The organism is Streptomyces sp. NPDC029292 (assembly GCF_055569295.1).
In genome coordinates, this window is sequence record NZ_JBVHXR010000019.1 from 39,368 (window position 1) to 62,203 (window position 22,836).

The 22,836-nt window shown below is 70.8% G+C and carries 19 protein-coding genes and 1 pseudogene; 12 read left to right on the forward strand and 8 right to left on the reverse strand.

From position 1 onward, the window contains the following. Nucleotides 1–36 precede the first annotated feature (36 nt). Both ACZ4WS_RS34245 and ACZ4WS_RS34250 read left to right on the forward strand, forming a co-directional pair. Nucleotides 37–1,599, forward strand: a complete 1,563-nt coding sequence (locus ACZ4WS_RS34245; protein WP_467986661.1) for a DUF6519 domain-containing protein — start codon at nucleotides 37–39, stop codon at nucleotides 1,597–1,599. Next, complete coding sequence (locus tag ACZ4WS_RS34250; protein WP_467986662.1) at nucleotides 1,599–2,498, forward strand: peptidoglycan-binding protein; 900 nt, start codon at nucleotides 1,599–1,601, stop codon at nucleotides 2,496–2,498. Before ACZ4WS_RS34245 ends, ACZ4WS_RS34250 begins: the two co-directional genes overlap by 1 nt. A 98-nt stretch (nucleotides 2,499–2,596) precedes the next feature. Here the strand turns inward: ACZ4WS_RS34250 and ACZ4WS_RS34255 are convergent, their stop codons facing one another. Beyond that, the gene (locus ACZ4WS_RS34255) at nucleotides 2,597–3,004 is read right to left on the reverse strand and encodes a hypothetical protein (protein ID WP_467986663.1); all 408 of its coding nucleotides are present in this window, start codon (nucleotides 3,002–3,004) and stop codon (nucleotides 2,597–2,599) included. A gap of 91 nt (nucleotides 3,005–3,095) precedes the next feature. Here ACZ4WS_RS34255 and ACZ4WS_RS34260 point away from each other — a divergent pair, with 91 nt between their 5' ends. Beyond that, entirely contained in the window at nucleotides 3,096–3,683 is a 588-nt protein-coding gene (locus tag ACZ4WS_RS34260) for a PP2C family protein-serine/threonine phosphatase (RefSeq protein WP_467986665.1), read from the forward strand. Between the two features lie 27 nt (nucleotides 3,684–3,710). Here ACZ4WS_RS34260 and ACZ4WS_RS34265 read toward each other — a convergent pair whose 3' ends face one another. The 5 genes and pseudogenes from ACZ4WS_RS34265 to ACZ4WS_RS34285 form a co-directional block, all read right to left on the reverse strand. Further along, nucleotides 3,711–4,871, reverse strand: a complete 1,161-nt coding sequence (locus tag ACZ4WS_RS34265; protein WP_467986666.1) for a substrate-binding domain-containing protein — start codon at nucleotides 4,869–4,871, stop codon at nucleotides 3,711–3,713. Nucleotides 4,872–4,941: 70 nt separating this feature from the next. After that, on the reverse strand, nucleotides 4,942–6,081 hold the full coding sequence (locus tag ACZ4WS_RS34270) for an ABC transporter permease (RefSeq protein WP_467986667.1): 1,140 nt from the start codon (nucleotides 6,079–6,081) through the stop codon (nucleotides 4,942–4,944). Next, a complete protein-coding gene (locus ACZ4WS_RS34275; protein WP_467986669.1) occupies nucleotides 6,078–7,625 on the reverse strand; it encodes a sugar ABC transporter ATP-binding protein in 1,548 nt (515 codons plus the stop codon). Before ACZ4WS_RS34275 ends, ACZ4WS_RS34270 begins: the two co-directional genes overlap by 4 nt. A gap of 210 nt (nucleotides 7,626–7,835) precedes the next feature. Then, complete coding sequence (locus ACZ4WS_RS34280; protein WP_467986670.1) at nucleotides 7,836–10,700, reverse strand: SpoIIE family protein phosphatase; 2,865 nt, start codon at nucleotides 10,698–10,700, stop codon at nucleotides 7,836–7,838. Nucleotides 10,701–10,812: 112 nt separating this feature from the next. Then, a pseudogene (locus tag ACZ4WS_RS34285) lies at nucleotides 10,813–11,039 on the reverse strand (cyclase family protein); the annotation flags it as partial. A gap of 62 nt (nucleotides 11,040–11,101) precedes the next feature. On the opposite strand from ACZ4WS_RS34285, the gene ACZ4WS_RS34290 reads away from it, so the two are divergent. Then, the gene (locus tag ACZ4WS_RS34290) at nucleotides 11,102–11,305 is read left to right on the forward strand and encodes a PucR family transcriptional regulator (protein ID WP_467986887.1); all 204 of its coding nucleotides are present in this window, start codon (nucleotides 11,102–11,104) and stop codon (nucleotides 11,303–11,305) included. A 422-nt stretch (nucleotides 11,306–11,727) separates the two neighbouring features. On the opposite strand, the gene ACZ4WS_RS34295 is transcribed toward ACZ4WS_RS34290, so the two are convergent. Next, the gene (locus ACZ4WS_RS34295) at nucleotides 11,728–12,441 is read right to left on the reverse strand and encodes a GntR family transcriptional regulator (RefSeq protein WP_467986671.1); all 714 of its coding nucleotides are present in this window, start codon (nucleotides 12,439–12,441) and stop codon (nucleotides 11,728–11,730) included. A 282-nt stretch (nucleotides 12,442–12,723) separates the two neighbouring features. Between ACZ4WS_RS34295 and manD the strand changes: the two genes are divergently transcribed. From manD to ACZ4WS_RS34325, 6 genes are all read left to right on the forward strand, one after another. Then, on the forward strand, nucleotides 12,724–13,932 hold the full coding sequence (gene manD / locus ACZ4WS_RS34300; protein WP_467986673.1) for a D-mannonate dehydratase ManD: 1,209 nt from the start codon (nucleotides 12,724–12,726) through the stop codon (nucleotides 13,930–13,932). Next, entirely contained in the window at nucleotides 13,929–15,380 is a 1,452-nt protein-coding gene (locus ACZ4WS_RS34305) for a mannitol dehydrogenase family protein (protein ID WP_467986674.1), read from the forward strand. The genes manD and ACZ4WS_RS34305 overlap by 4 nt, the downstream gene beginning before the upstream one ends. A gap of 35 nt (nucleotides 15,381–15,415) precedes the next feature. After that, nucleotides 15,416–16,840: an MFS transporter gene (locus tag ACZ4WS_RS34310; protein WP_467986676.1), complete on the forward strand. Its 1,425-nt coding sequence runs from the start codon at nucleotides 15,416–15,418 to the stop codon at nucleotides 16,838–16,840. Next, the gene (locus ACZ4WS_RS34315; protein WP_467986678.1) at nucleotides 16,837–17,868 is read left to right on the forward strand and encodes an L-idonate 5-dehydrogenase; all 1,032 of its coding nucleotides are present in this window, start codon (nucleotides 16,837–16,839) and stop codon (nucleotides 17,866–17,868) included. Before ACZ4WS_RS34310 ends, ACZ4WS_RS34315 begins: the two co-directional genes overlap by 4 nt. Before the next feature lie 108 nt (nucleotides 17,869–17,976). After that, complete coding sequence (locus ACZ4WS_RS34320; RefSeq protein ID WP_467986679.1) at nucleotides 17,977–19,014, forward strand: sugar kinase; 1,038 nt, start codon at nucleotides 17,977–17,979, stop codon at nucleotides 19,012–19,014. A gap of 112 nt (nucleotides 19,015–19,126) precedes the next feature. Beyond that, nucleotides 19,127–19,765, forward strand: a complete 639-nt coding sequence (locus ACZ4WS_RS34325; RefSeq protein ID WP_467986680.1) for a bifunctional 4-hydroxy-2-oxoglutarate aldolase/2-dehydro-3-deoxy-phosphogluconate aldolase — start codon at nucleotides 19,127–19,129, stop codon at nucleotides 19,763–19,765. A 61-nt stretch (nucleotides 19,766–19,826) separates the two neighbouring features. Here the strand turns inward: ACZ4WS_RS34325 and ACZ4WS_RS34330 are convergent, their stop codons facing one another. Beyond that, nucleotides 19,827–20,075, reverse strand: coding sequence for a transposase (locus ACZ4WS_RS34330; protein ID WP_467986682.1), 249 nt, complete (start codon nucleotides 20,073–20,075; stop codon nucleotides 19,827–19,829). Nucleotides 20,076–20,276: 201 nt separating this feature from the next. On the opposite strand from ACZ4WS_RS34330, the gene ACZ4WS_RS34335 reads away from it, so the two are divergent. Both ACZ4WS_RS34335 and ACZ4WS_RS34340 read left to right on the forward strand, forming a co-directional pair. Continuing rightward, complete coding sequence (locus tag ACZ4WS_RS34335; protein ID WP_467986683.1) at nucleotides 20,277–21,962, forward strand: ribonuclease J; 1,686 nt, start codon at nucleotides 20,277–20,279, stop codon at nucleotides 21,960–21,962. 120 nt (nucleotides 21,963–22,082) lie between these two features. Continuing rightward, nucleotides 22,083–22,799 (forward strand): polyamine aminopropyltransferase, encoded by a 717-nt coding sequence (locus tag ACZ4WS_RS34340; RefSeq protein WP_467986684.1) that lies wholly within the window; start codon nucleotides 22,083–22,085, stop codon nucleotides 22,797–22,799. Nucleotides 22,800–22,836: the final 37 nt, after the last annotated feature.

The following is a 22,836-nucleotide window of genomic DNA, read 5'->3' on the forward strand; positions in this document are numbered from 1 at the left end:
CCACCCGCACTTTCCTGAACCAGGGGGATTCCCTTCATGCACGCTGATCTCTCCCGCTCCACCTTCCGCCCGGAGCGGCACTATTCCGCGGTCATCGCCCAGCAGGGCCGCGTCCAGCTCGACGCCGACGCCAACGAGCAGGCCGCGATCGAGCTCCACCGGGTGCGTACGCTGGCCGCCGACCTGATAGGCCAGCACGGCGGCCCGCGCGACGCCGCGGGCTTCCGCATCCAGTACGTGGGCGGCAAGCACGACATCGACACCCTGAACATCTATGGCGGCCGCTACTACGTCGACGGCATCCTGTGCGACGCGGACCGGCCCGCGCCCGGCGTACCGGTGCCGGACGAGGACGCCGCGGACGACGACACCCAGGCCTCCGCGCCGCCCGCATTCTGGACGTACTGGGACCAGCCTGACGGCTTCCGCGACCCGGAGAAGCCGGGCGACCGGCTGCCGTCGCCCGCCCAAGTGCCCTTCGTGGTCTATCTGAAGGTGTGGGAGAGGTCGGTCACCGCGGCGGAGGACCCGGCGCTGCGCGAGGTGGCGCTCGGCTCGGCGATGCCGGACACGGCGGCCCGCTCGAAGGTCGTCTGGCAGGTCCTTCCGCTGACCCTCGCCGCGCTCGGCCTCGAGGAGACCGACCCGTCGAAGGAGCAGGTGAGCGCCAAATTCGGCCAGTGGGCGCGCGACCAGAGCACCCCTTCCGCGCATCTCGCGGCCCGCGCCGAGCGGCCCGACCACGCGGACGAGGACCCGTGCCTGGTCAAGCCGGACGCCCGATACCGCGGCCCGGAGAACCAGCTGTACCGGGTGGAGGTCCACGCTGGCGGCCCGGCCACCGACGCCACGTTCAAGTGGTCGCGCGAGAACGGCTCGGTCGTCTTCCCGGTCGACGAACTGGACGGCACCTGGGTGCAGTTGGCGTCGCTCGGCCAGGACGACAAGCTGGACCTGGACGTGGGCGACCAGGTGGAGTTCACCGACACCGCCTACGCGTCGCGGCTGGAGGCACTCCCTCTGCTGCGGGTCGAGGAGCTGGACCTGCCGGGCCGCCGGGTCCGGCTGTCCGCCGAGCCGGAGCCCGGTGTCGGACGGCTGCCGCACCTGCACCCGTTCCTGCGCCGCTGGGACCACCAGGCGGGCCCCAAGCGCCGTGGCCGCACGGCCGGCCTGAGCGGTGGCGCGATCCGCGTCGAGGAAGGCGAGTGGCTGCCCCTCGAGGACGGCGTCGAGGTGTACTTCGCCAAGGGCGGCACCTACCGCACCGGCGACCACTGGATCATCCCGGCCCGCTCCGCGACCGGTAGCGTCGAGTGGCCCACGAACGACGCGCGCAAGCCGCTGCTCCAGGCGCCCGCGGGTATCGGGCGGCACTTCGCGCCGCTGGCCCTGGTGAAGGGCGAGGACGCCCCCGTCGACCTGCGGCTCGCCTTCACCACGCTCGCGCACAGCATCCCGGCCGCGGACGAGGCGGCGCTGGCCGCCGAGGCCCTCGCGGCCCAGGAGGAATCCGCGGCGGAGGCCATCGACGGGCCGTCCAACCCCCGGTCCCAGACGACGGCAGAGGCCGAAGCCGCAGTGGAAGGAGACAAGTGATGGCCAAGCCACTGAGCGCGTCCAAGCTGGTGGAGATCCTGCGCGCGGAGGGTGTGACGGTCCACGAGGTACGCAACTGGCGTACGCACAACCGCAATTCCAAAGGCCCCTGGGGTCCGATGAACGGAGTGATGATCCACCACACCGTCACCTCCGGCACCGACTCGTCCGTGGCCCTCTGCTACGACGGCTACACGGCCCTGCCCGGCCCCCTGTGCCACGGCGTGATCGACAAGAAGGGTCACGTCCACCTGGTCGGCAACGGCCGTGCCAACCACGCGGGCCTCGGCGACGGAGACGTACTGCGCGCCGTCGTCAACGAGACGAAACTGCCGCACGACAACGAGGCCGACACCGACGGCAACCGCCACTTCTACGGCTTCGAGTGCATCAACCTCGGCAACGGCAAGGACCCCTGGCCCGAGGCCCAGAAGGAGGCCATCGAGAAGGTCTCGGCCGCGATCTGCCGCCACCACGGCTGGAGCGAGCGTTCCGTCATCGGCCACAAGGAGTGGCAGCCGGGCAAGCAGGACCCGCGCGGCTTCACGATGGACGGCATGCGCTCCCGCATCGCCGACCGCCTGAAGGGCAAGCCGGACGGCGGCGGAAGCTCCGACCCCGAACCCCAGCCCAAGCCCCGGCCCGAGTACGAGCCGTTCCCGGGCGCCGGTTTCTTCCAGATCGGCCGCCACGACCCGCTGATCACCGCCATGGGCAAGCGCCTGGTCGCGGAGGGCTGCGGCCGTTACGAGGAGGGCCCGAGCCCCGACTGGACCGACGCGGACCGCAAGTCCTACACGGCGTGGCAGCACAAACTGGGCTTCAAGGGCAAGGACTCGGACGGGATTCCGGGGAAGGTCAGCTGGGACCGGCTGAAGGTGCCGAACTCCCGACAGTAGAGGGCGCGCGATCTGCCCGCCGACGGGCGGGCAGACGGTCGCCAGAACAGTCCCGCTCGGCTCATCCCAGGAAGCTCAACTGCACCTTACGGATCAGATTATCCCGTCGTGTCCATCAAACTCCCTTGGGGCAACCACACTTTGGCCGGCCTCGACCGCATGAACACTGGCGCACCCCACAAGTAAGCAACCAGGCCGCCGTGTCCCTGCGTGCCCGCGCGCTTCGCGAGCCCAACGGCCTTGCTGCCGAGCCGAGCTTGCGTCTCATTGACCCCGTCGCCGGGATGGGTGAAGGCGGCCAGGTCGGGATAGCGATCGTAGTCGGCAACGGCGACGTCACGCATTTCGCCGAGGTCAAGGTGTCGGGTGCGCTGCCCCCAACCGGTGTCCGCGAATGGCCCCAGCCTCAGCCCGGACACTCGCGGCTCGATCGGATCGCCTCCCTGTCGCTCTCCCGTGGCCATCACCAGCAGCTCCTGCCACCCATCGTCGCCGAAATCCGCCACGGCGCCCAGGACGTCATGTTCGTTTTCGCCGGAGCCGGCGGCCGGTTTCCTCACCTTCGTGTTCGGGCCGGTGGACGACGCCGATCGCCCGGTGAGCCCACTGCCAGTCGGGCTCGTCGTGGGCCGGCTGCGCAGTGCGGTGCGTGCCTTCGTCACCGCCGGCCACCGGCCGAGAGACGTCGTCGCCGGCACCAACCGGCTCCTTCTGGACCTCGACACCGCGCTGCTCGCCAGCTGCTGCTACGCCCGCTGCCACCCCCGCTCGGGGATCGTGCGCATCGTCCGCGCGGGCCACTGCCCGCCCCTGCCGCGCCTACCCGACGGACGCGCCGAAATCCTGGATGCGCCCGGCAGCCCTCTGCTCGGCGTCGAGGCAACGGCCGACTGTCGGGAGTCGGAACTGTGCCTCGTGCCCGGATCGGTCCTGGCCCTGTACGCGGACGGGCTGGTCGACAGGCGCGCCTCGGACATCGGTTCCGGCATCGCCCGGCTGCGGGCCTCACTGGCCCACATGGGCGGCTGCCGCATCGAGGATCTGGCCGACGCGCTGCTGCGGGACGCCCGCCGCTCCCCCGACCGGGCGGACGGCATCGCACTCCTGCTCACCGAGTACGCCCCGCCCCCGCAGATGGATACGGAGCCACTATCCGTACGCGCCGACTTCGGCCCGTTGCCATGACTGGTGCGGGTCGGCGTCGTGCAGCTGCTACCTGCCCCAGATCTTCTGGTACGCCTCCCGATAGCCCGACGGGTCCCAGGTCGTCGCCCCATGGCTGTTGGCGGCCGTGGCGATGTGGACGGGAGCCACATATCCGCTGGCGGGTCGGCCGGAGAAGGCGCGGTTGAACTCGTCGACGATCTGCCAGCCCTGCAGGGACAGCGGCTCGGGGACGGTGGCGGCCTGGTACTGCTTGCTGTTGATGCGCTGGAAGGCGGAGGGGTCGCCGTCACCGGCGCCGATGTTGAAGGGTGGGCCGGAGCCTTTCCTGCCGGCAGCACGGAAGGCGGGGGCGGCGTCGGCGAAGTACAGGTCGTTGATGGCGACGGAGTGGGTCCACTTGCCCTGGAAGCGGGAGAGGAGGGCGGAGATCTCCCGGGGGGTACGGCTGCTCGCGTCCGGGATCGGGATGTTCTCCTGCGCCAGCAGCTTCACTCCCGAACAGGTGGCGAGCTCCTTCCTGATCAGCTCGGCCTTGTTCCTGGCGAAGGGGATGGAGGCGTCGCTGATGAGCACGACCCCGGCGTGGCCGTTGGAGTGCTCGATGACCCACTGCGCGCTGATTGCGGCCACGTCCTCGACCCGGGTGGTGACGTTGGTGAAGAGCTTGGGCCTCTGGCTGGGGCCGGGGGACGCGACCGCGTGCCAACCGATGAGCGGGATGCGCGCCGCGTTGGCCCGCGAGACCTGCTGCGAGGTCTCGTTGGGGTCGAAGCCGCCGAGGACGATGCCAGAGGGCTTGAGGGTCACGGCCTCGCTCAGGGCCGCCTGGATGCCGGCGGGGGTGCCCGTTCCGTCGATCACCCGGACGTTCCAGCCGATGTCCCGTGCGGCATTCCGCACGGCGTTCGCGGCGCCTGCGACTCCGGGATTGGTCATGGTCTGGGCGACGTAGACGATGGTCTTACCGGACACCGCCGTGGGGCCATTGGTCGGCCCGTTCCAGGGGACGTCGGTCCTCTCCGTCTGTCTGACGGCGGCCCGGGCCCGGGCGTGGACCGCAGGGCAGCCGCTCGGGCCCGTGGTGGAGTCCCCCGGGCCGCTCGACGAGCCGCGTTCGCAGCCCGCGAGGACGGTTGCCGCGGCCAGCAGGGTGGCGACGCACCGAACCTTGATGACACCGGGGGTGGCTTTGCGGTTGCAGTGCACGGGAGCTCCTCGCGGAGTAATGAGCGGGAAGATGCGGCCGTGGGCACGCAGGTGGTACCCGTGGCATGGGTCATGGAGTGGTGCCCGCTGTACCACCGCCCCGTGTTGGGGCGGACGGCGGTGGAGGCGCCGCGGCAGGCGCATCGCGGATCGCTGTGGCGCCGGTGCGCAGGCGGCGGGCGGAGTAGCCGGACAGGCCGACAGCCATGAGCAGGGTGCCACCGTAGAACAGCGGAATCGTCCAGAAGTCGGCGCCCATCTGGCCGATGCCGGTGAGGCCGACGGCGAGGACTGCAACGGCGACGACGGTGCCCACGGCGTTGGGGCGGCCGGGTTTGATCGCGGTGGAGCCGAGGAGGGCGCCCGCGAAGGCGGGCAGCAGATAGTCGAGGCCGACGCTGGGATTGCCGATCTGCTGCTGGGCCGCGAGCAGCACACCGGCGGAGCCGACGATCAGCCCCGATGCGGTGAAGGCGTAGACGGAGTACCTGCGCGTCCGGATGCCGACGAGGTCGGCGGCGCGCGGGTTCGAGCCGATGACGTACAGGTACCGGCCGAGCGGCAGCCGTTCCAGCATCAGCCAGAGGGCGACGGCGAGCGCGAGCACGTAGAAGGCGGGGACGGGGAGGCCGAGGAACGTGGAGTCGTAGAGGTCGGTGAAGGCGGCCGGGAGGCCCTGCGGGCCGGGGACGATCCGGCCACCGTCGGTGATCCAGCCGGTCACGGCGTACAGCATGCTGCCGGTCCCGAGAGTGGCGATGAAGGAGTCGATCCGGCCGAACTCGACGATGACCCCGTTGAGGACGCCCACGACCGCCCCGCCGGTGATCACCGCGAGGCAGGCGAGCGGCCAGGGCCACCCGTCGTTGACGACCAGCTGCATCACCATGACGTGCGCCAGGCCGAGGCCGTAGCCGATGGAGAGGTCGAATTTGCCCGTCACGATGGGGACGGTGGCGGCGAGCGCGAGGACGGCCGGGATCGACTGGGTGGACAGGATCGCGTCGACGGTGTCCAGCGTGGGGAAGGTACGCGGCAGAGTGACGGAGAAGATCAGGAAGAGCAGGGCGGTGAGAGCCAGGAGGCCGTACGTGCCGATGAAGTGCCCGCCCGGTCTGCGTAGTCGCTGTGGGTTGCCCGGTCGGCCGAGGCGGCGCAGCGGACCCGGTCGCTGCGGCCGGGGGCGGGGCGAGGGGGGAGAGGCCGTCATGGATTCGTCGCGGTTCCGGAGAGGGGCATGGCCGACGCCGCCCGGGTGAGCCCGGCGACCGTGAGGGCCGGGCCACTCAACTCGGCCGTCACGGACCCGCGGACGAAGACCAGGGCTCGCCGGCACACGCCCACGACCTCCTCGAAGTCGGTGGAGATGAGCAGGACCGCGAGGCCGGCGGTCAGCGCATCGTCGAGCAGCCGGTAGACCGCGGCCTTGGCGCCGATGTCCACGCTCGCAGTCGGCTCCTCGAGGATCAGCAGGCGCAGGCCCACCCTGAGCCACCGGCCGATCATGACCTTCTGCTGGTTTCCGCCGGACAGGGTGGCGATGGGAGCCTCGCTGTCGCGGGGACGCACCGAGAACCGTTCGATCAGGGTGGCGGCCTCGGCGCGTTCGCGGCGGGGGATGATCCAGTGCAGCGTCGGCAGACCTTCCGCGCGGGGGTTGGCCAGGAGGTTCTCCCGTACGGTCAGCGCGGCGGCACAGCCCTCGCGCTGTCTGTCGCCGGTCACGAAGCCCACGCCGAGGCCGACGGCGTCGGCGACCGAACGCGGGCTGTACGGCCGGTCGCCGAGCAGGACCCGCCCGTCGAGGACGGGCCGCGAACCGGCGAGGGCTCGGCCCAGGTCCATGTGCCCGGCGCCCGAGAGGCCGACCAGGCCCAGGACTTCCCCGGCCCTGAGTTCCAGGCTGACCGGTCCCGCGCCGGCGGTCCGTACGCCGTCAAGGGTCAGGACGGCCGGGCCGTCGGCCGGAACCGTGGAAGGGCGGAAGTCGGTTGGTTCCTCGCCGACGATGTCGTGCACCAGACGGGCGGGGCTGTGGCCCGCCAGCGGGCCCTGGCTGACGAGGTGGCCGTCGCGCAGGACGGCAAAGGTGTCGGCGACCTTGTACACCTCGTCCAGCCGGTGACTGACGTAGAGAATGCCGCGCCCCTGGTCGCGCAGGGCGTACAGCACGCGGAAGAGCCGGGCGCAGTCCGCGGCGGGGAGGCGGGCGGTGGGCTCGTCGAGGACGATGAGCTTCGCGCCTGCCGCCAGGGCGCGCGCGATGGCGACCAGCGAACGCTCGGCCGGGGCGAGCCGGGCGATCGGCGCGTCGGGGTCGAGATGTCCGGCGACGATCTTCAGGGCGTCGGTGCAGCGCTCCCGGGTCCGCCTCCAGGAGATCAGGCCGGCGCGGCGCGGATACCCGGTGCTCAGGGCGATGTTCTCGGCGACCGTCATCCACTCCACGAGACCGAGGTCCTGGTGGATGAAGGACATGCTGCGGGAGGCGGCATGGCTCCCGAGCGGGTGCCCGGCCACCGTGATCTGCCCCGCGTCGGCGTGGTGGACGCCGGCGAGCACCTTGATGAGCGTGGACTTTCCGGCACCGTTGGGACCGAGGAGGGCGAGGATGCTGCCGGCGTGGACGTCGAGGTCGACCCCGGCCAGCGCGAGGGTCCCACCGAACCGCTTGCAGAGCCCGCGAATGCGGACCAGAGGTTCCGCTCCGAAGGGCGGGACCGCCTTCGCAGACGTGTCGGGAGCGTCATGCACGGACATCTCCGGGGGTCGGCCTGGCGAGTTCTTCCCGACTTCATCGTTGATACTAGTAGGGCCAATCACAGCATTTCAGACATCTCGCCGGCTTCTGTGACTCCAACGGGCCAGCGGGCCAGCGGGCCGCCCAGGCATTCCACGTGTGCGGCGGTCGCGTGCCGGGTGCCCGACGACGGTCGCGTCCGCCGGATTGCCGTACTCAGCCCCTCAGGCGGCGTCGAGCCCGCACTCGACCCAGATGACCTTGCCCTCGGGCAGGTAGCGCGTACCCCAGCTCTGTGCCAGCTGCGCGACGAGGAACAGACCGCGGCCACCCTCGTCGGTGGTGGCCGCCCGGCGCAGGTGCGGGGCGGTGTTGCTGGTGTCGGAAACCTCGCAGATCAGGGTGTGGTGGTGGACCAGCCGTACCCGGATGGGCCCGGCACCGTGGCGGATGGCGTTGGTGACCAGCTCGCTGAGCATCAGCTCCGCGGCGAACGCGGCCTCGTCGAGCCCCCAGTCGGCCAACTGCCGGAGGGCAGCAGCGCGGACCTCGCTGACCAGGGCCGGGTCGGCGGCCAGGTCCCAGGTGGCGATCCGGTGGGGGTCCAGGGCATGGGTGCGGGCGACGAGCAGGGCTATGTCGTCGCCGGGGTGGGCGGGCGCCACGGTGTCCAGGACCGCCTGACAGGTCTCCTCGGGTGTGCGCTCCGGGTGGGCCAGGGCTCCGCGCAGCTGGTCGAGGACCACGTCGACGTCGCGGTGCCGGTCCTCTATGAGTCCGTCCGTGTAAAGGAACAGCTGGCTGCCCTCGGGGAGGTGGATCTCGGCGGCTTCGAAGGGAAGGCCCCCGAGGCCGAGAGGGGGCCCGGCAGGCAGGTCGGGGAACGACACAGTGCCGTCGGGCTGGACCAGCGCGGGCGGAGGATGCCCGGCGCGGGCCATGGCGCACTGCTGTGAGGTCGGGTCGTAGATGGCGTACAGGCAGGTCGCGCCGATGATGCCGATACCGGCGCCGTCGGGCTCCTCCCGGTCCAGGCGTCCCACGAGGTTGTCGAGGTGGGTGAGGACTTCGTCCGGGGGGAAGTCGAGCTCGGCGAAACTGCGCGCGGCGGTCCGCAGCCGGCCCATGGTGGCGGCGGAAAGCATGCCGTGGCCGACGACGTCGCCGACAAAGAGGCCGACTCGGGTGCCGGAGAGGGGGATGACGTCGTACCAGTCTCCGCCCACGTCGGATTCGGCGGGCAGGTAGCGATGGGCGACCTCGACGGCGTCCTGATCGGGCAGGCCGTGCGGAAGCAGGCTGCGCTGCAGGGTCAGGACCATGGTGCGTTCGCGCGTGTAGCGCCGGGCGTTGTCGATGGACAGGGCGGCGCGGTTGGCGAGTTCCAGGGCCAGCGAGCGGTCGTCGTCACCGAAGGGGGCCGGGTCCTGCGCGCGATAGAAGCTGGCGATGCCCAGGACCACGCCGCGAGCGACCAGGGGGACCGCAATGAGGGAGTGGACCTGGGTGAGCAGCCGTTCGGTGTGCTCGGGGTCCTGGGCGAGCCAGCCCGCGGCGACCTTCAGGTCCGGTTCCAGTACCGCCTGCCCGCTGGTCAGACAACGCAGCTGGGGCGTGGTCGGGCCGAAGTCGATCCGCTTGCCGACCGGAGTGAAGGGACAGTCGTCGCGGATGCCGTGGACCACCGTACGGTGCAGGTCACTGCGGGGGTCGGCGGACTCCTCGCCGCGCAGCACGGCCTCGGGCAGGTCGATCGTGACGAAGTCGGCCAGTCGTGGCACCGCCGTCTCGGCGAGTTCCTGGGCGGTGCGGCGCACGTCCAGAGTGGTGCCTATGCGGGCGCTGGCCTCGGACAGCAGCTCCAGGCGGCGGCGCGCGGCCAGGGCGTACGTCCCCACGTTCGGCTCCCCCACCATCACGAGCCCCCTTGCCAGGGGCGGCGAGTCGGGGTGATCGTCCACCACGCCACCGCTACCGGCCGTGGCGAACTGGCCGAGTACGGCGTCGGGAAGGTGCCTGAACGGCGGGGTGACGGAGAGATGCCCGGGCGCCACAGTGGCGGAAACCGCCCCGGACAGCGGGGCGACAGTGACGACGACAGGCTCGGCGAGGAAGCCCAGCAGCTCGTCGACCTGGCTCGGGATGGCGAGGGGCTCTCGCGGTGAGGAGCCGGGGAGCACGGCCTCGATGGCGACGCCTTCCACCCCTGAGCCACTCGTCATCGGACGGCTCACGAGCGTGACCTGCCGGCCGTCGAGCAGGGACACGTCGACGGCGGCCCGCTGCGCACGGGAGATCAGCTCGGCGGCCTTCTCCAGGAGGATCGCCCGGTCACGGGGGTGCAGCTCGAGGGCCAGTTCGTCCACCCCGATGATGCGGTGAGGGCCGACGGCGGCTTCGGCTCCGGTGTCCAGATACGCCCGCAGCAGAGCGCGCTCGCGCGCGGAACTCTGCTCCAGCAGCCGCCACTCGATGGCCTCGGCCGCCTTGCGTATCACGCCGGCCAACGCCGGGTCCTCGGCGCTGCGCGGATAGCCGAAGCACAGGACACCCTCGATGCGGCCGCTCAGCTGGTCGCGGATGGGAAGCGCGCGGCAGGCGCTTCCCTGGGAGCGCTCGGCGAAGTGCTCGGCACCATAGACCCGGATGAGTTGCCGCTCCGCCAGCGCGAGAGCGATGCCGTTGGTACCGGCGACCTGCTCGGAGAAAACGAATCCCGGGACGCGCTGAATCGCCGGCAGACTTCTGGCCACCGACGCCTCTCCGAAACGGCGCAGGAGGACCGTCCCGCTCGGATCGGCGACGGAGATGTTCATCGCGCTGCCGGCAAACCTGGCCCGCAGCCGGTCGAGCACGGGAACGGCCGCTCGGACGATCCGACCGTCCCGATCGAAATCCTCCCGGAAGGGAAGGTCGGACTGGTCCGGCGAGAGGCCCAGGGATCGGCTGCGCTGCCACGAATGCAAGATCGATGTTCGTACCCCCGTCTCGACCGGCTCGCCCTGCAGAAACCGCTCACGGGAACGGGCGGGCCCCGTGCCGCCTGTGGCACGCCCCGCCGGCGCCGGTTCCCCGCCGGACCGAACCACGATTCGCCTCACTCACGTCGTCGAAAATCAAAATTTCGCAAATATCCTGATATCGAAGAGAATACGTTTTTTAACCGTATGAGTCACGGTTTGCAAGGTTCCGCACGCGCCGTCACAGGACCGCGACCGGGTTGACGGGCGAGCCCGTCCCGCCCGGAACGTTCAGCGGCGCCACGACGAGCAGGAACTCGTACCGCCCGGCCTCGGCGGTCACGGCCGAGAGCGCTTCCAGGTCGAGGTTGTCCAGCGGCGGCACCCCCATCGCGGCCACAACAAGGCGTGGACCGGCGAGTGCGCGCCGTCCACGGGCGAGGGCCGTACGTCACTCCCGCAACCGCCTGATCGAGCTCACCGCCGCGAAACTGCGGGCCGAACCGGACTGGCCGGTACTACGCGACACGATCACCGCCTGGTGCGAGAACGGGTTCAACCTCGTACGGGCGTCGGCGGCCCTGCACATCCACCGCAACACCGTCGTCTACCGGATGAACAAGATCGAGCAGATCACCGGCCGTCCACTGCGTGAGTACCGGACCACCATGGCCCTGCACCTCGCCTGCCTGGCCGACGAACTGGGTGGCGGCGTCGCCACTACCGAAAGGTGACGTCACTCGGACCGTTCGGTCTTCAACACCGCACGTGACAGGGCGAGTCGACACTCCGGACGGATCGCGTCACGACTATGCCCCATCGTGTCCAGAGGTCGCCCTTGGCTCCGTCCTCAGCACCTCGTCCCGATGCCGACATCGCAGGCGACTGGAAGATCCATACCGAAGATCACTCGCCCGCGAGGAAGCTCAACCGCACCTGACGATTCGAGTTGTCCCGATTGGTGTCCACCAAACTCCGTCAGGGCAACCCCAGGATACGAGCCCCTGCACGGCTGGTGGTGGCGGGGCAAGTCCGTGATCGATGGCCATGGTTTCGCCCGGCTCCCCGTCGGCCAGGTCAACGGCGCCGCCCTGACGGACGTCGCCAGCACGCCCGCCATGGGCCGGGCCCCGGGCCACGGCACAGTCGGGCGCGGTCACTCCCAGACCACGACGTTGCGTCGCACCGGTACCGTCGAGGGATCGGTGGCGAACAGTTCGGGTGAGTGCGCGCGGATGCGTTCGATGTCGCTGAAGACGGCCCGCAGGTGAGTACGCATGGCGGTGCGGGCGAGCGAGACGTGCCCACCGACCACCGCGTCGAAGATTTCGAGGTGCTGGGCAGCGAACACCGCCGGGGATACGTTCTCGTGAAGGCCGAGGCGTCTGGCCCGGTCCAGGTGCCCCTTGGCCGCGGCGACGGTGGTCCAGACGTCGCCATGACCGCTCAGCCGCATCAGACCCTGATGGAACGCCTCGTCGAGTTCGAAGAACTCCTCCAGGTCGAGGTCCGCGCGCTGCTGGCGTTTCAAGTTGTCCCGCAGTTCCCCGACGACCGCGGGATCGAGCGGCGTGGGCAGGTCCTCCAGTGAGGCGAGTTCGACGGCCTCCCGCAGGAACTGGGCGTCGGCGACCTGTGCCGGGTCCACCCGGGACACGAACGACCCGATCTTCGGAAAAACCTGCACCAGGCCCTCCTGGGCCAGCAAGATCAGGCTCTCCCGCACCGGCGTACGGCTGACGCCCAGGGCCGCGGCGAGTTCGTTCTCCGACAGGGCGGCGCCCGGGGCGAGTTCGAGGGTCAGGACCATCTGACGCAATTTCAGGTAGATATCGCGCCGACTCGTCCGCCGCCCGTTCGATTGAGCCATGAGCCCATCGTACGTAGTCGGTGGGCACGCTTCCGACCGGCGCCTTTGCCGACCCGGTCGGCACCCCCGGCGTCCGACCGTTGGCCGGGCGCCCGCGCGACCGCGAGCGTCCGCGTCGGCGAGCCGCCGGGTCGGCGCGGTCCCGCAGGTAAAAACGTGGTGACGCGAGTATTGCCCGAGCTGCACGACAGGTGCTTGTATACAAGTACTGCACGACCTCGACTGCACGACCGGCGGGCCCGACTGAATCGGCGACTCTTCGGTTCGCCGTAAGGAGCCCCTGTGAGCAAGATCGAGCGCGTCGAAGTGTTCGTCGCGTCTCCCGGCCGCACATTCGTCACGCTGCGCATCACCACGTCGGACGGCGTGACGGGACTCGGTGACGCCACGCTCAACGGTCGCGAGCTGGCCGTGGCGAGCTACCTGCGCGACCACGTGGTCCCGCTGCTGATCGGCAGGGATCCCGCCCGCATCGAGGACATGTGGCAGTACCTCTACCGGGGCGCGTACTGGCGTCGCGGACCCGTCACCATGACGGCGATCGCCGCCGTCGACACCGCGCTGTGGGACATCAAGGGCAAGACCGCCGGGCTGCCCGTCTACCAGCTCCTCGGCGGCCGCTCCCGGAACGGCGTACTGGTCTACTCGCACGCCAGCGGCACGGACGTGCCCTCGCTGCTGGACGACGTCGAGCGCCATCTGGAGCTGGGGTACAAGGCCGTCCGGGCCCAGGCCGCGGTGCCCGACGTCGGCGGCACCTATGGCGTACGCAAGGGAAAGGTCTACGAACCGGCCGCGACCGAGCTGCCCGACGAGCAGCCCTGGGACACCGAGGCCTACCTCGGTTTCGCGCCCACCTATCTGGAAGCGGTTCGGGAGCGTTTCGGCTTCGGCTTCCATCTCCTCCACGACGTCCATCACCGGCTCACCCCCATCGAGGCGGCCCGCTTCGGCAAGAGCGTCGAGAGCTGCCGACTGTTCTGGATGGAGGACCCGACCCCGGCTGAGAACCAGGAGGCGTTCCGGCTCATCCGCCAACACACCACGACACCGATCGCGGTCGGCGAGGTGATGAACTCGATCTGGGACGTCCAGCACCTGATCACCGAGCAGCTCATCGACTACGTACGCACCACCGTCGTCCACGCGGGCGGCATCACCCACCTGCGGCGGATCTTCGACCTCGCGGCGCTCTACCAGGTACGGACCGGTTCACACGGCGCCACCGACCTCTCCCCCGTCAGCATGGCCGCCGCCGTGCACCTCGACGTCACCGTGCCGAACTTCGGTATCCAGGAGCATATGGGCCATCCCGACGAGACCGCCGAGGTGTTCCGCACCGGCGTCACGTTCGCCGATGGCATGCTCCACCCCTCCGAGGAACCGGGCCTCGGCGTCGAGTACGACGAAAAGGCGGCGGAACGCTTCCCCTACCAGCGGCGCTATCTCCCGGTCGCGCGCCGCCTCGACGGCTCGGTGCACGACTGGTGAGCGCCGTCGCCCTCCCCGCCCTGGACCGCGCGGCGCTCTCCCGGCTTGCACCCGAGCAGCGTCCAGCGGCCGACCCCGCCGATCTGCGCACCCGCGTCGTCCACTTCGGCCTCGGCGCCTTCCACCGGGCGCACCAGGCGGTCTACACCGAGCAAGCCGCCGCCCGGTCCGGTGAGCCCTGGGGCATCGCCGCCGTCGCGCCCCGCTCGGCAGAGACCGTGCACGCTCTGCGGGACCAGGACTGCCTGTACTCGCTCACCGAACGCCGCCCGGACGGCAGCCTCGCCCGCGTCGTGGGCGCGCTCACCGGCGCGCTGGCCATGGGCCCGGACGCCACGGCCGTCGACGCCCTGCTCACCGACCCCGAGGTGACGGTGGTGACCCTGACCATCACGGAGAAGGGCTACCACCGCTCCCCCCGGACCGGCGGACTGGACACCGCGGCGGCACCGGTCGCCGCCGACCTCGCGGCGGACCCCGACGGCCCCCTCACCACGGTGGTCGGGCGCCTGGCCGCCGGGCTGGCCGCGCGGATGCGCGCGGGCGCGCCCCCGGTCAGCGTCGTGTCCTGCGACAACATGGCGGACAACGGCGTCGCGCTGAGCCGGGTCGTAAGCGACTTCGTCCGTGCGTCCGCCTGGCCGGACCGTACACAGATCCTGGACCGGATGGCCGAAGCCGTGGCCTTCCCCGCGACAGTCGTGGACCGGATCGTACCCGCGACCAGCAAGGCCGACCGGGCTGCGGCCGCCGCCGCGCTCGGCGTCCACGACGCCCTCCCTGTGACGGGTGAGCCGTACCGGCAGTGGGTCCTGGAGGACTCCTTCGCCGCACCCCGGCCGCCCTGGGAACTGGACGGCGCCCTGTTCGTCCCGGACGCCGCGCCCTACCAGTTCACCAAACTGCGGCTGCTCAACGGCTCCCACTCGGCCCTGGCCCACCTCGGCATGGTCGCGGGCCACACCACCATCGCCGACACCTTGGCGGCGGACTGGGGCGAGCGCCTCGTCCGGGCCCTGTGCACGGAGGTCGCCCCCACCCTCCCCGCAGGCGGCCCCGATCCGGACGCATACGCCGACGACCTCGTCGTACGCTTCCGCAATCCCGCCATGCACCACCTGCTGCGGCAGATCGGCTCCGACGGATCACTGAAGATCACGGAGCGCTGGCTGCCCGCCCTGCGCACCCTGCGCGCACGCGGCAGGAGCACCCCGGTCCTCGAACTCGCCCTGGCCGCCTGGGCGCACAGTACCCGTCAGGCCGACGCACTCACCGACCCCGCGGCCGACGCCCTCGCCGCCTGCTGGGGGCCGGCCATCCGTCCCGTGGAGACGGTCCGCGCGCTCCTGCGCGTCCTCGGCGCGACGGACCTGGCGGACGAGGACGCCTTCACCGCCACGGTCGCGGACCGGCTCCCCGCCCTGCTGGCCGGCCGCATCGAGATCTGAGCCTCACTTCAGTCCCCGAACAACGGAGTTCACCGATGAAGGACAGCGCCATAGCCGCTCAGCAGGCGCGCCCCGCACAGCGCACCACACGCGATCTGACCCGGGCCGCCGTCTCGGGCTGGCTCGGCACGGCCATGGAGTTCATGGACTTCCAGCTCTACTCGCTGGCTGCCGCGATCGTCTTCGACAAGGTCTTCTTCCCGGACGTCAGCCCCGCGATCGGGCTGATCGCCGCGATGGCCACCTACGGCGTCGGTTACGTCGCCCGGCTCGCCGGTGCCGTCTACTTCGGCCGAATGGGCGACCGGATCGGCCGCAAGAGGGTCCTGTACATCACCATCATGCTGATGGGCATCTCCACCACCCTGATCGGCGCCCTGCCCACCTACGCCACGATCGGCATCGTCGCGCCCGTCCTGCTCGTCGCGCTGCGGCTGATCCAGGGATTCGGAGCCGGCGCCGAGATCGCCGGGGCCACCGTGATGCTCGCCGAGTACGCGCCCGTCAGGCGGCGCGGCCTGGTCTCCTCTCTCGCGTCGCTCGGCACAAACTCCGGGACGCTCGCCGCCTCCGGCCTGTGGGCCATCCTGCTCTCGGTGCTCAGTGAGGAGCAACTGCTCTCCTGGGGCTGGCGACTGCCCTTCCTGCTGAGCTTCGCGCTCATGTTCTTTGCGGTATGGCTGCGCCGCGGCCTCAAGGAGAGCCCGGTATTCGAGGAGCGCCCCGACGTCGTGGACGGCGTGGCGCTCTCCCGCGGCGAAGTCGAGTCCGCCATCGCCGCGGTCGACGAACGCCGGGACGGCGTCCTGGCGGAGGACAACCATCAGGGCGGTGTCCTGACGGCGGGCATCCGCCAGCGCAAGGGCAAGGCCTTCTTCCTCGCGCTGGGACTGCGCTTCGGCCAGGCGGGCAACTCCGGGCTGGTCCAGACGTTCCTCGTCGGCTACATCGCCACCAATCTCGCTGTCGGCCGGTCCGTCCCCACGAGTGCGATCGTGTACGGCTCGCTCCTGGGCTTCGTCACCGTGCCGGCGGTCGGTCTGCTCGGCGACCGCTACGGACGCCGAGCGATGTACCTCGCGCTCTCGCTGCTCACCACCGTCCTCGCCTTCCCGGTGATGCTCCTCATCACCTCCGGCTCAACTCCGGGGCTGATGATCGGCATGGTGCTCGGACTGAACATCGGTGTCCTCGGCCTGTTCTCGTTGGAAAGCGTGACGCTGGCAGAACTCTTCGGATCCCGTACCCGGTTCACCCAGCTCGCGCTCGCCAAGGAGATCGGCGGCATCCTCGCCACCGCGATCGGCCCGGTCCTCGCGGCGACGCTCACGGCCGTCACCGGCAGCTGGTGGCCCATCGCGGCGATGCTCATCGTCTATTCGCTCATCACCTTCGTCAGCGCGTTCCTCGCGCCCGAGACACGCGGACGCGACCTGGTCCGACTGGAGGACGCCGTATGAGGGCGGTCGTGGTGCACGGTCCCGGCGACGTACGCATCGACGAACACGCCCGGCCGGTGCCGGGCGCGGGCGAGGTGCTGCTGGCCCTGGAGTGGGGCGGGATCTGCGGATCCGACATCGCCTACTGGAAGAACGGGGCGTCCGGCACCGCCTCGCTCACGCACCCGCTGGTGCTGGGCCATGAGGTCGCGGGCCGGATCGCCGCGCTCGGCGCCGGGGTCACCGGCCTCGACGAAGGACAGCCGGTCACCGTCCACCCGGCGCAACTGGTCGGCGACGGCGTCCTGCCGGAGCGGATCGCCGGACGCACCAACCTCTACCCGCGCATCCGCTACTTCGGCTCGGCGGCCTTCGATCCGCACACCGACGGCGGGTTCAGCGAGTACCGGGCCGTGCGTGCGGCCCAGATCCGGCCGCTGCCCGCCGGCGTCGACACCGAGCAGGGCGCCCTGGCCGAACCGCTGGCCGTCGCCCTGCACGCCGTCGGCCGGGTCCCCGACCTGCGCGGCCGGACCGTCCTGGTCAACGGTGCCGGACCGATCGGCTCCCTGGTCGTCGCCGCCGTCAGGCACCGCGGGGCCGGCTCGGTCATCGCCGCCGACCTGGCTTCTTCCTCCCTCTCCATCGCCCGCGCCATGGGCGCCGACGAGACACGCGACCTCTCCCGCGGAGACGGCCTGCCCGAGGACGTGGAGGTGGTCTTCGAGGCCTCCGGCGCGCCGTCCGCGCTCGGCCCGGTGCTGCGTGCCACGGCCCGGGGCGGCACCCTCGTCCAGGTCGGCAACCTGCCCGGTACGGCCGTGCCCGCCGCCCTCGGCGACCTGGTGACCCGCGAAATCACCTGGATCGGCTCCTACCGCTTCGTCGAGGAGATCGACGACGCCCTGCGTGCCCTGCGGGACGGTCTGGACGTCACACCACTGATCACCCACCGCTTTCCGCTGGAACGGGCCGAGGAGGCGCTGGCAGTCGCCGCCGACCCGGGGAGCGGCAGCAGCAAGGTCATGCTGCGGCTGGCCGGCACCTGACGCCGGCCGGACTCAACCCCGTACGCCATACGTCGACACGTCACCACGTAGCCATACGTCAACACGTCACCACGTACGCCATTACGCACCGTCCGCCAGGAGAATCCCGTGTCCTTGTCGCTCCCGTCCCGCGTCGCCGACAGCCGGCAGCAGGTGGCCGACGTCGTGTGTGTCGGCGAGACGATGGCCGTCCTCAGCCCGCCGGATGCCCGTCCGCTCGCCGAGCAGTCGACGCTCAGGATGGCCATCGGCGGAGCCGAGTCGAACGTCGCCTGCGGGCTGGCCGGTCTCGGGCACCGTGCCGCATGGCTGAGCCGGCTGGGCGACGATCCGTTCGCGCGCCGCATCCTGGCCGAACTCACCGCGCGCGGCGTGGACGTCACAGCCGTCGAGACCGACCCGGACCGGCCGACCGGGGTCTACTTCAAGGACCCGGGCCCGGACCGTACCCACACCCACTACTACCGAGGCGGATCGGCCGCCACCCTGATGGGACCGGATCTGGTCCGGCTGCCCGCGTTGCGCGGCGCCCGCATCGTGCACCTGTCGGGCGTCGCCGCGGCGCTCTCCGACAGCTGCGCCCGGCTGCTGGAGGCGATACTCGTCCACCGCGCCACCGGCCGGGGTGTCGAAGGAGACGGCCGGTCCACCGGTGGACCGGCCGTCTCCTTCGACGTCAACCACCGCCCCGCGCTCTGGCGCGGCGGCACCCCGGACGCCGCGCGGAACCTGCTGGCCCTCGCCCGCGCCGCCGACATCGTGTTCGTCGGACGGGACGAGGCCGAGGCGTTGTGGGGCACCGCCCGGCCGGACGACATCGCTGACCTGCTCAAACCCGCCCCGGTCGTGGTCGTCAAGGACGCCGAGCACGGGGCGACCTCCTATGCCGGCGGTACCCGGACGTTCGCCCCTGCCCTTCCCACCAAGGTGGTCGAACCGGTCGGCGCGGGTGACGCCTTCGCGGCCGGCTACCTGGCCGGCGTCCTGGAGCACCGCGACGCACGGTGCCGGCTGCGCCTCGGCCATCTTGCAGCCTCCGCCGCGCTGCGGACCAGGGATGACGTTCCCGTCATGCCGCCGCGCACGGAGACCGATCGCTACCTCGCCCTGGACGACACCGCCTGGGCCGCCACGGCACCGCGATGAGTGGAGCCGTCGCGGCCCGCACCCACCGGCCGTCGCCCACCCGCGCGTCCGTCCCCGCTGCTTCGTTCGTCTGTGCCGCGTGTTCTCGTCCGTCCGAAGGAGAACCTCTCCCATGAACACCGACTTCCTCGCCCAGCTGTCGGAGGACCGTGTGATCGCCGTCGTCCGGGCACCGGAGATCCCGGACGCCTCAGCGCTGTGCCAGGCCCTGCGCGCGGGCGGCATCCGCTGGATCGAGTTCACCCGCACCACCCCCGGACTCGCCACGCACCTGCGCCGCGCGGTGGCCCTCGGCGCGGACGGCATCGGCGCGGGCACGGTGATGACCGCGGAGCAGGCCGAGGAGCTGATCGACGCGGGGGCTCAGTATCTCGTCACGCCTGGCAGCCGCCCGGACGTCGCGAAAGCGACGTCGGCGGCCGGAGTGCCGGTGGTCATGGGCGCCCTCTCCCCGACAGAGGTCGGGCTGGCGCTCGATCTCGGGGCGAACGCGGTGAAGATCTTCCCCGCGCGCGCCTTCGGCCCTCGGTACTTCCAGGACCTGGCCGGTCCTTTCCCGGACGTACCGCTCGTGGCCTCCGGAGGCGTCAACGCGGACAACGCGGCCGGTTTCCTCATGGCCGGGGCGCGTGCGGTGTGCGCCGGTTCGGAAGTCGTACCGCCCTCCGTGGTGGCCGCCGGGGACTGGCCGGAGATCACCCGACGCGCCCGTGCCTTCACCGACTCGCTGCGCGCCGCGTGCCCGGCCTGATTCCAACGAGTTGGTGCGTGGTGGCGAGTGCGGCCGTGGTGGCCTGATCCAGGGGTGTCGTTCACGCGCTTGCGGTGCGGTCGGAGACGAGTCCGGCAATGGCCCGGTGGTTGACGAGGAGGACGTCTCGGCGGTCGGTCCAGCGGTTGAGTTGCTTCCAGCGTTTGTGGTCAGCGAGCGCGTGTTCGACGGTGATCCGGTCGCAGGATTTCCCGCGCCGGGCTTGAGCGCCGACGGCACGAGAGCGCTCCTCTACGCCGAGTGGCCCAGCGCCGAAGCCCGCCAGGAGGCGGCCGAGGCAGTCGCACACGACACGGGCACGAGATCGTCTCCAGCAAACCCGGGGTGCGGCTCACCTACGGCAAGCGGCATCACCTGCACCGCGAGCTGTGCCGGCCCTCCGTGTAATCCGGATGATCCAGGGCATCCGCCGCGGGGGACGCCTCTCGTCGGAAAGGGGAGATCGCACAGTGATGGATCACCCCTGGCAACTCTCCGGTAACGTCACGGTATGAGCCATCCACATCCAGAGCTGACCGCCGCCCCACCACTGCCCGAGGGCGGGCTGCGGGTCGTCGCCCTGGGCGGCCTGGGTGAGATCGGCCGCAACATGACCGTCTTCGAGCACGCCGGCAAGCTGCTCATCGTCGACTGCGGCGTGCTGTTCCCCGAGGAGACCCAGCCCGGCGTGGATGTGATCCTGCCGGACTTCACCTCGATCCGCGAGCGTCTGGCCGACGTCGTGGCCGTGGTGCTCACCCACGGGCACGAGGACCACATCGGGGGCGTGCCATATCTGCTGCGCGAACGGTCCGACATCCCCGTCGTCGGGTCGAAGCTGACGCTGGCGTTCCTGGAGTCCAAGCTCAAGGAACACGGCATCCGGCCGCGCACGGTCCGGGTACGTGAGGGCGACCGGCGCGGTTTCGGACCGTTCGACTGCCAGTTCGTGGCAGTGAATCACTCCATCCCGGACGGACTCGCGGTCGCGATCCGCACCGGTGCCGGGATGGTGCTGCACACCGGCGACTTCAAGATGGACCAGTTCCCGCTGGACGACCGCATCACCGACCTGCGCGCCTTCGCCCGCCTCGGCGAGGAGGGCGTCGACCTCTTCCTCGTCGACTCCACCAACGCCGAAGTGCCCGGATTCACCACCTCCGAGCGCGAGTTGAACCCGGCGATCGAACAGGTCCTGCGCACCGCGCCGCGGCGGGTCATCGTCTCCAGTTTCGCCAGCCATGTGCACCGCATCCAGCAGGTCCTGGACGCCGCGCACCAGCACGGCCGCAAGGTCGCCTTCGTGGGCCGCTCCATGGTCCGCAACATGGGCATCGCCCGTGACCTGGGCTACCTCAAGGTTCCGCCCGGTCTGGTCGTCAGCATGAAGGAACTGGAGAAGCTCCCCGACCACAAGATCGCCCTGGTGTGCACCGGATCCCAGGGTGAGCCGATGGCGGCACTCTCCCGGATGGCCAATCGCGACCATGTGATCCGCATCGGCGAGGGCGACACCGTCCTGCTCGCCAGCTCCCTCATTCCTGGCAACGAGAACGCCATCTACCGGGTGATCAACGGGCTGACCCGGTGGGGCGCCCACGTCGTCCACAAGGGCAACGCCAAGGTGCACGTCTCCGGACACGCCAGCGCCGGCGAACTCGTCTACTGCTACAACATCATCAAGCCCCGGCACGTCATGCCCGTCCACGGCGAATGGCGCCACCTGCGGGCCAACGGCGACCTCGCCATCCGAACGGGCGTCGATCCCGACCGGGTCGTCATCGCCGAGGACGGTGTCGTCGTCGACCTCGTCGACGGGCGCGCGTCCATCACCGGCAAGGTGCCCGCGGGCAACGTCTACGTGGACGGCATGGAGGTCGGCGGCGCCACCGAAGCCTCCCTCAAGGACCGCCTCACCCTCGCCGCCGAAGGCGTCGTGACGGTGGTGGCGATCGTCGACGCCGACACCGGCGCCCTCGCCGAGGCCCCCGACTTCCTGGCCCGCGGATTCGTCCACGACGACACCACCTTCGAGCCCGTCATCCCGGTGATCGAGAAGACGTTGGCCACCGCGGCCGAGGAGGGCGTCGGCGACGCGCACCAGCTCGAACAGCTCATCGCCCGCGCCGTGGCGTCCTGGGCGTTCCGCACCTACCGCCGCAAGCCCCTCATCATCCCCGTCATCATCGACGCCTGAGCCGGCACGACCGCCGGCTGTGCAACGCGGCTCGCCGTACGGCGAGCCGGACCGCCGACCGCTGCCGGTATCGCGGCAGACGGCGACCCCCAACCGTGGCAGGCAGAGAAAGGTGCATGCATGAGCGCGCGCTTCGAAGAGATCGCCTGGCGCCCGACACCTCTGGGCGACATCAGTCTGCGGCGCCGGCGGTATCCGGCGTCGGAGACCGATGTCTACGAGGTGAAGCTCGGAGACGAGTTCTTGATGTCCAGCCTCTTCACGGCGGGCGAGATCGCACTCGCCCGGCTCGGTCTGGCAAAGCTGCCGGACGCCGAACTCGACGTCGCCGTGGGCGGGCTCGGGCTCGGCTACACCGCCCAAGCCGCTCTGGACGACCGCCGTGTCCGCTCCCTGATCGTGGTCGAGGCGCTCGGTGAAGTGATCGAGTGGCACCGGCGCCACCTGGTACCGCTCGGCGCACACCTGACCGGGGACCCCCGCTGCCGACTGGTCCAAGGCGACTTCTTCGCAGCGGTCGCCGATCCCGCCGGCCTCGACCCGCAGTCACCGGGCCGCCGCTTCCACGCCATCCTGCTGGACATCGACCACTCCCCGCGCCACGTACTCAACCCACGCCACGCCTCGCTCTACCAGCCGCCAGGGCTCCGCACCCTTGCCGATCGCCTCCACCCCGACGGCGTCTTCGCCCTGTGGTCCAACAACCCGCCGGACGAGCAGTTCACCTCCACACTCGCGGACGTCTTCGCCGCACCAGAAGCCCGCGTTGTCGACTTCGACAACCCGCTCCAGGGCGGAACCGCAACCAACACCGTCTACGTGGCGCGGAAGAAGTAAGCCCGGATCCACCGGTGAGCGGTGCCGTGGTCGGCTG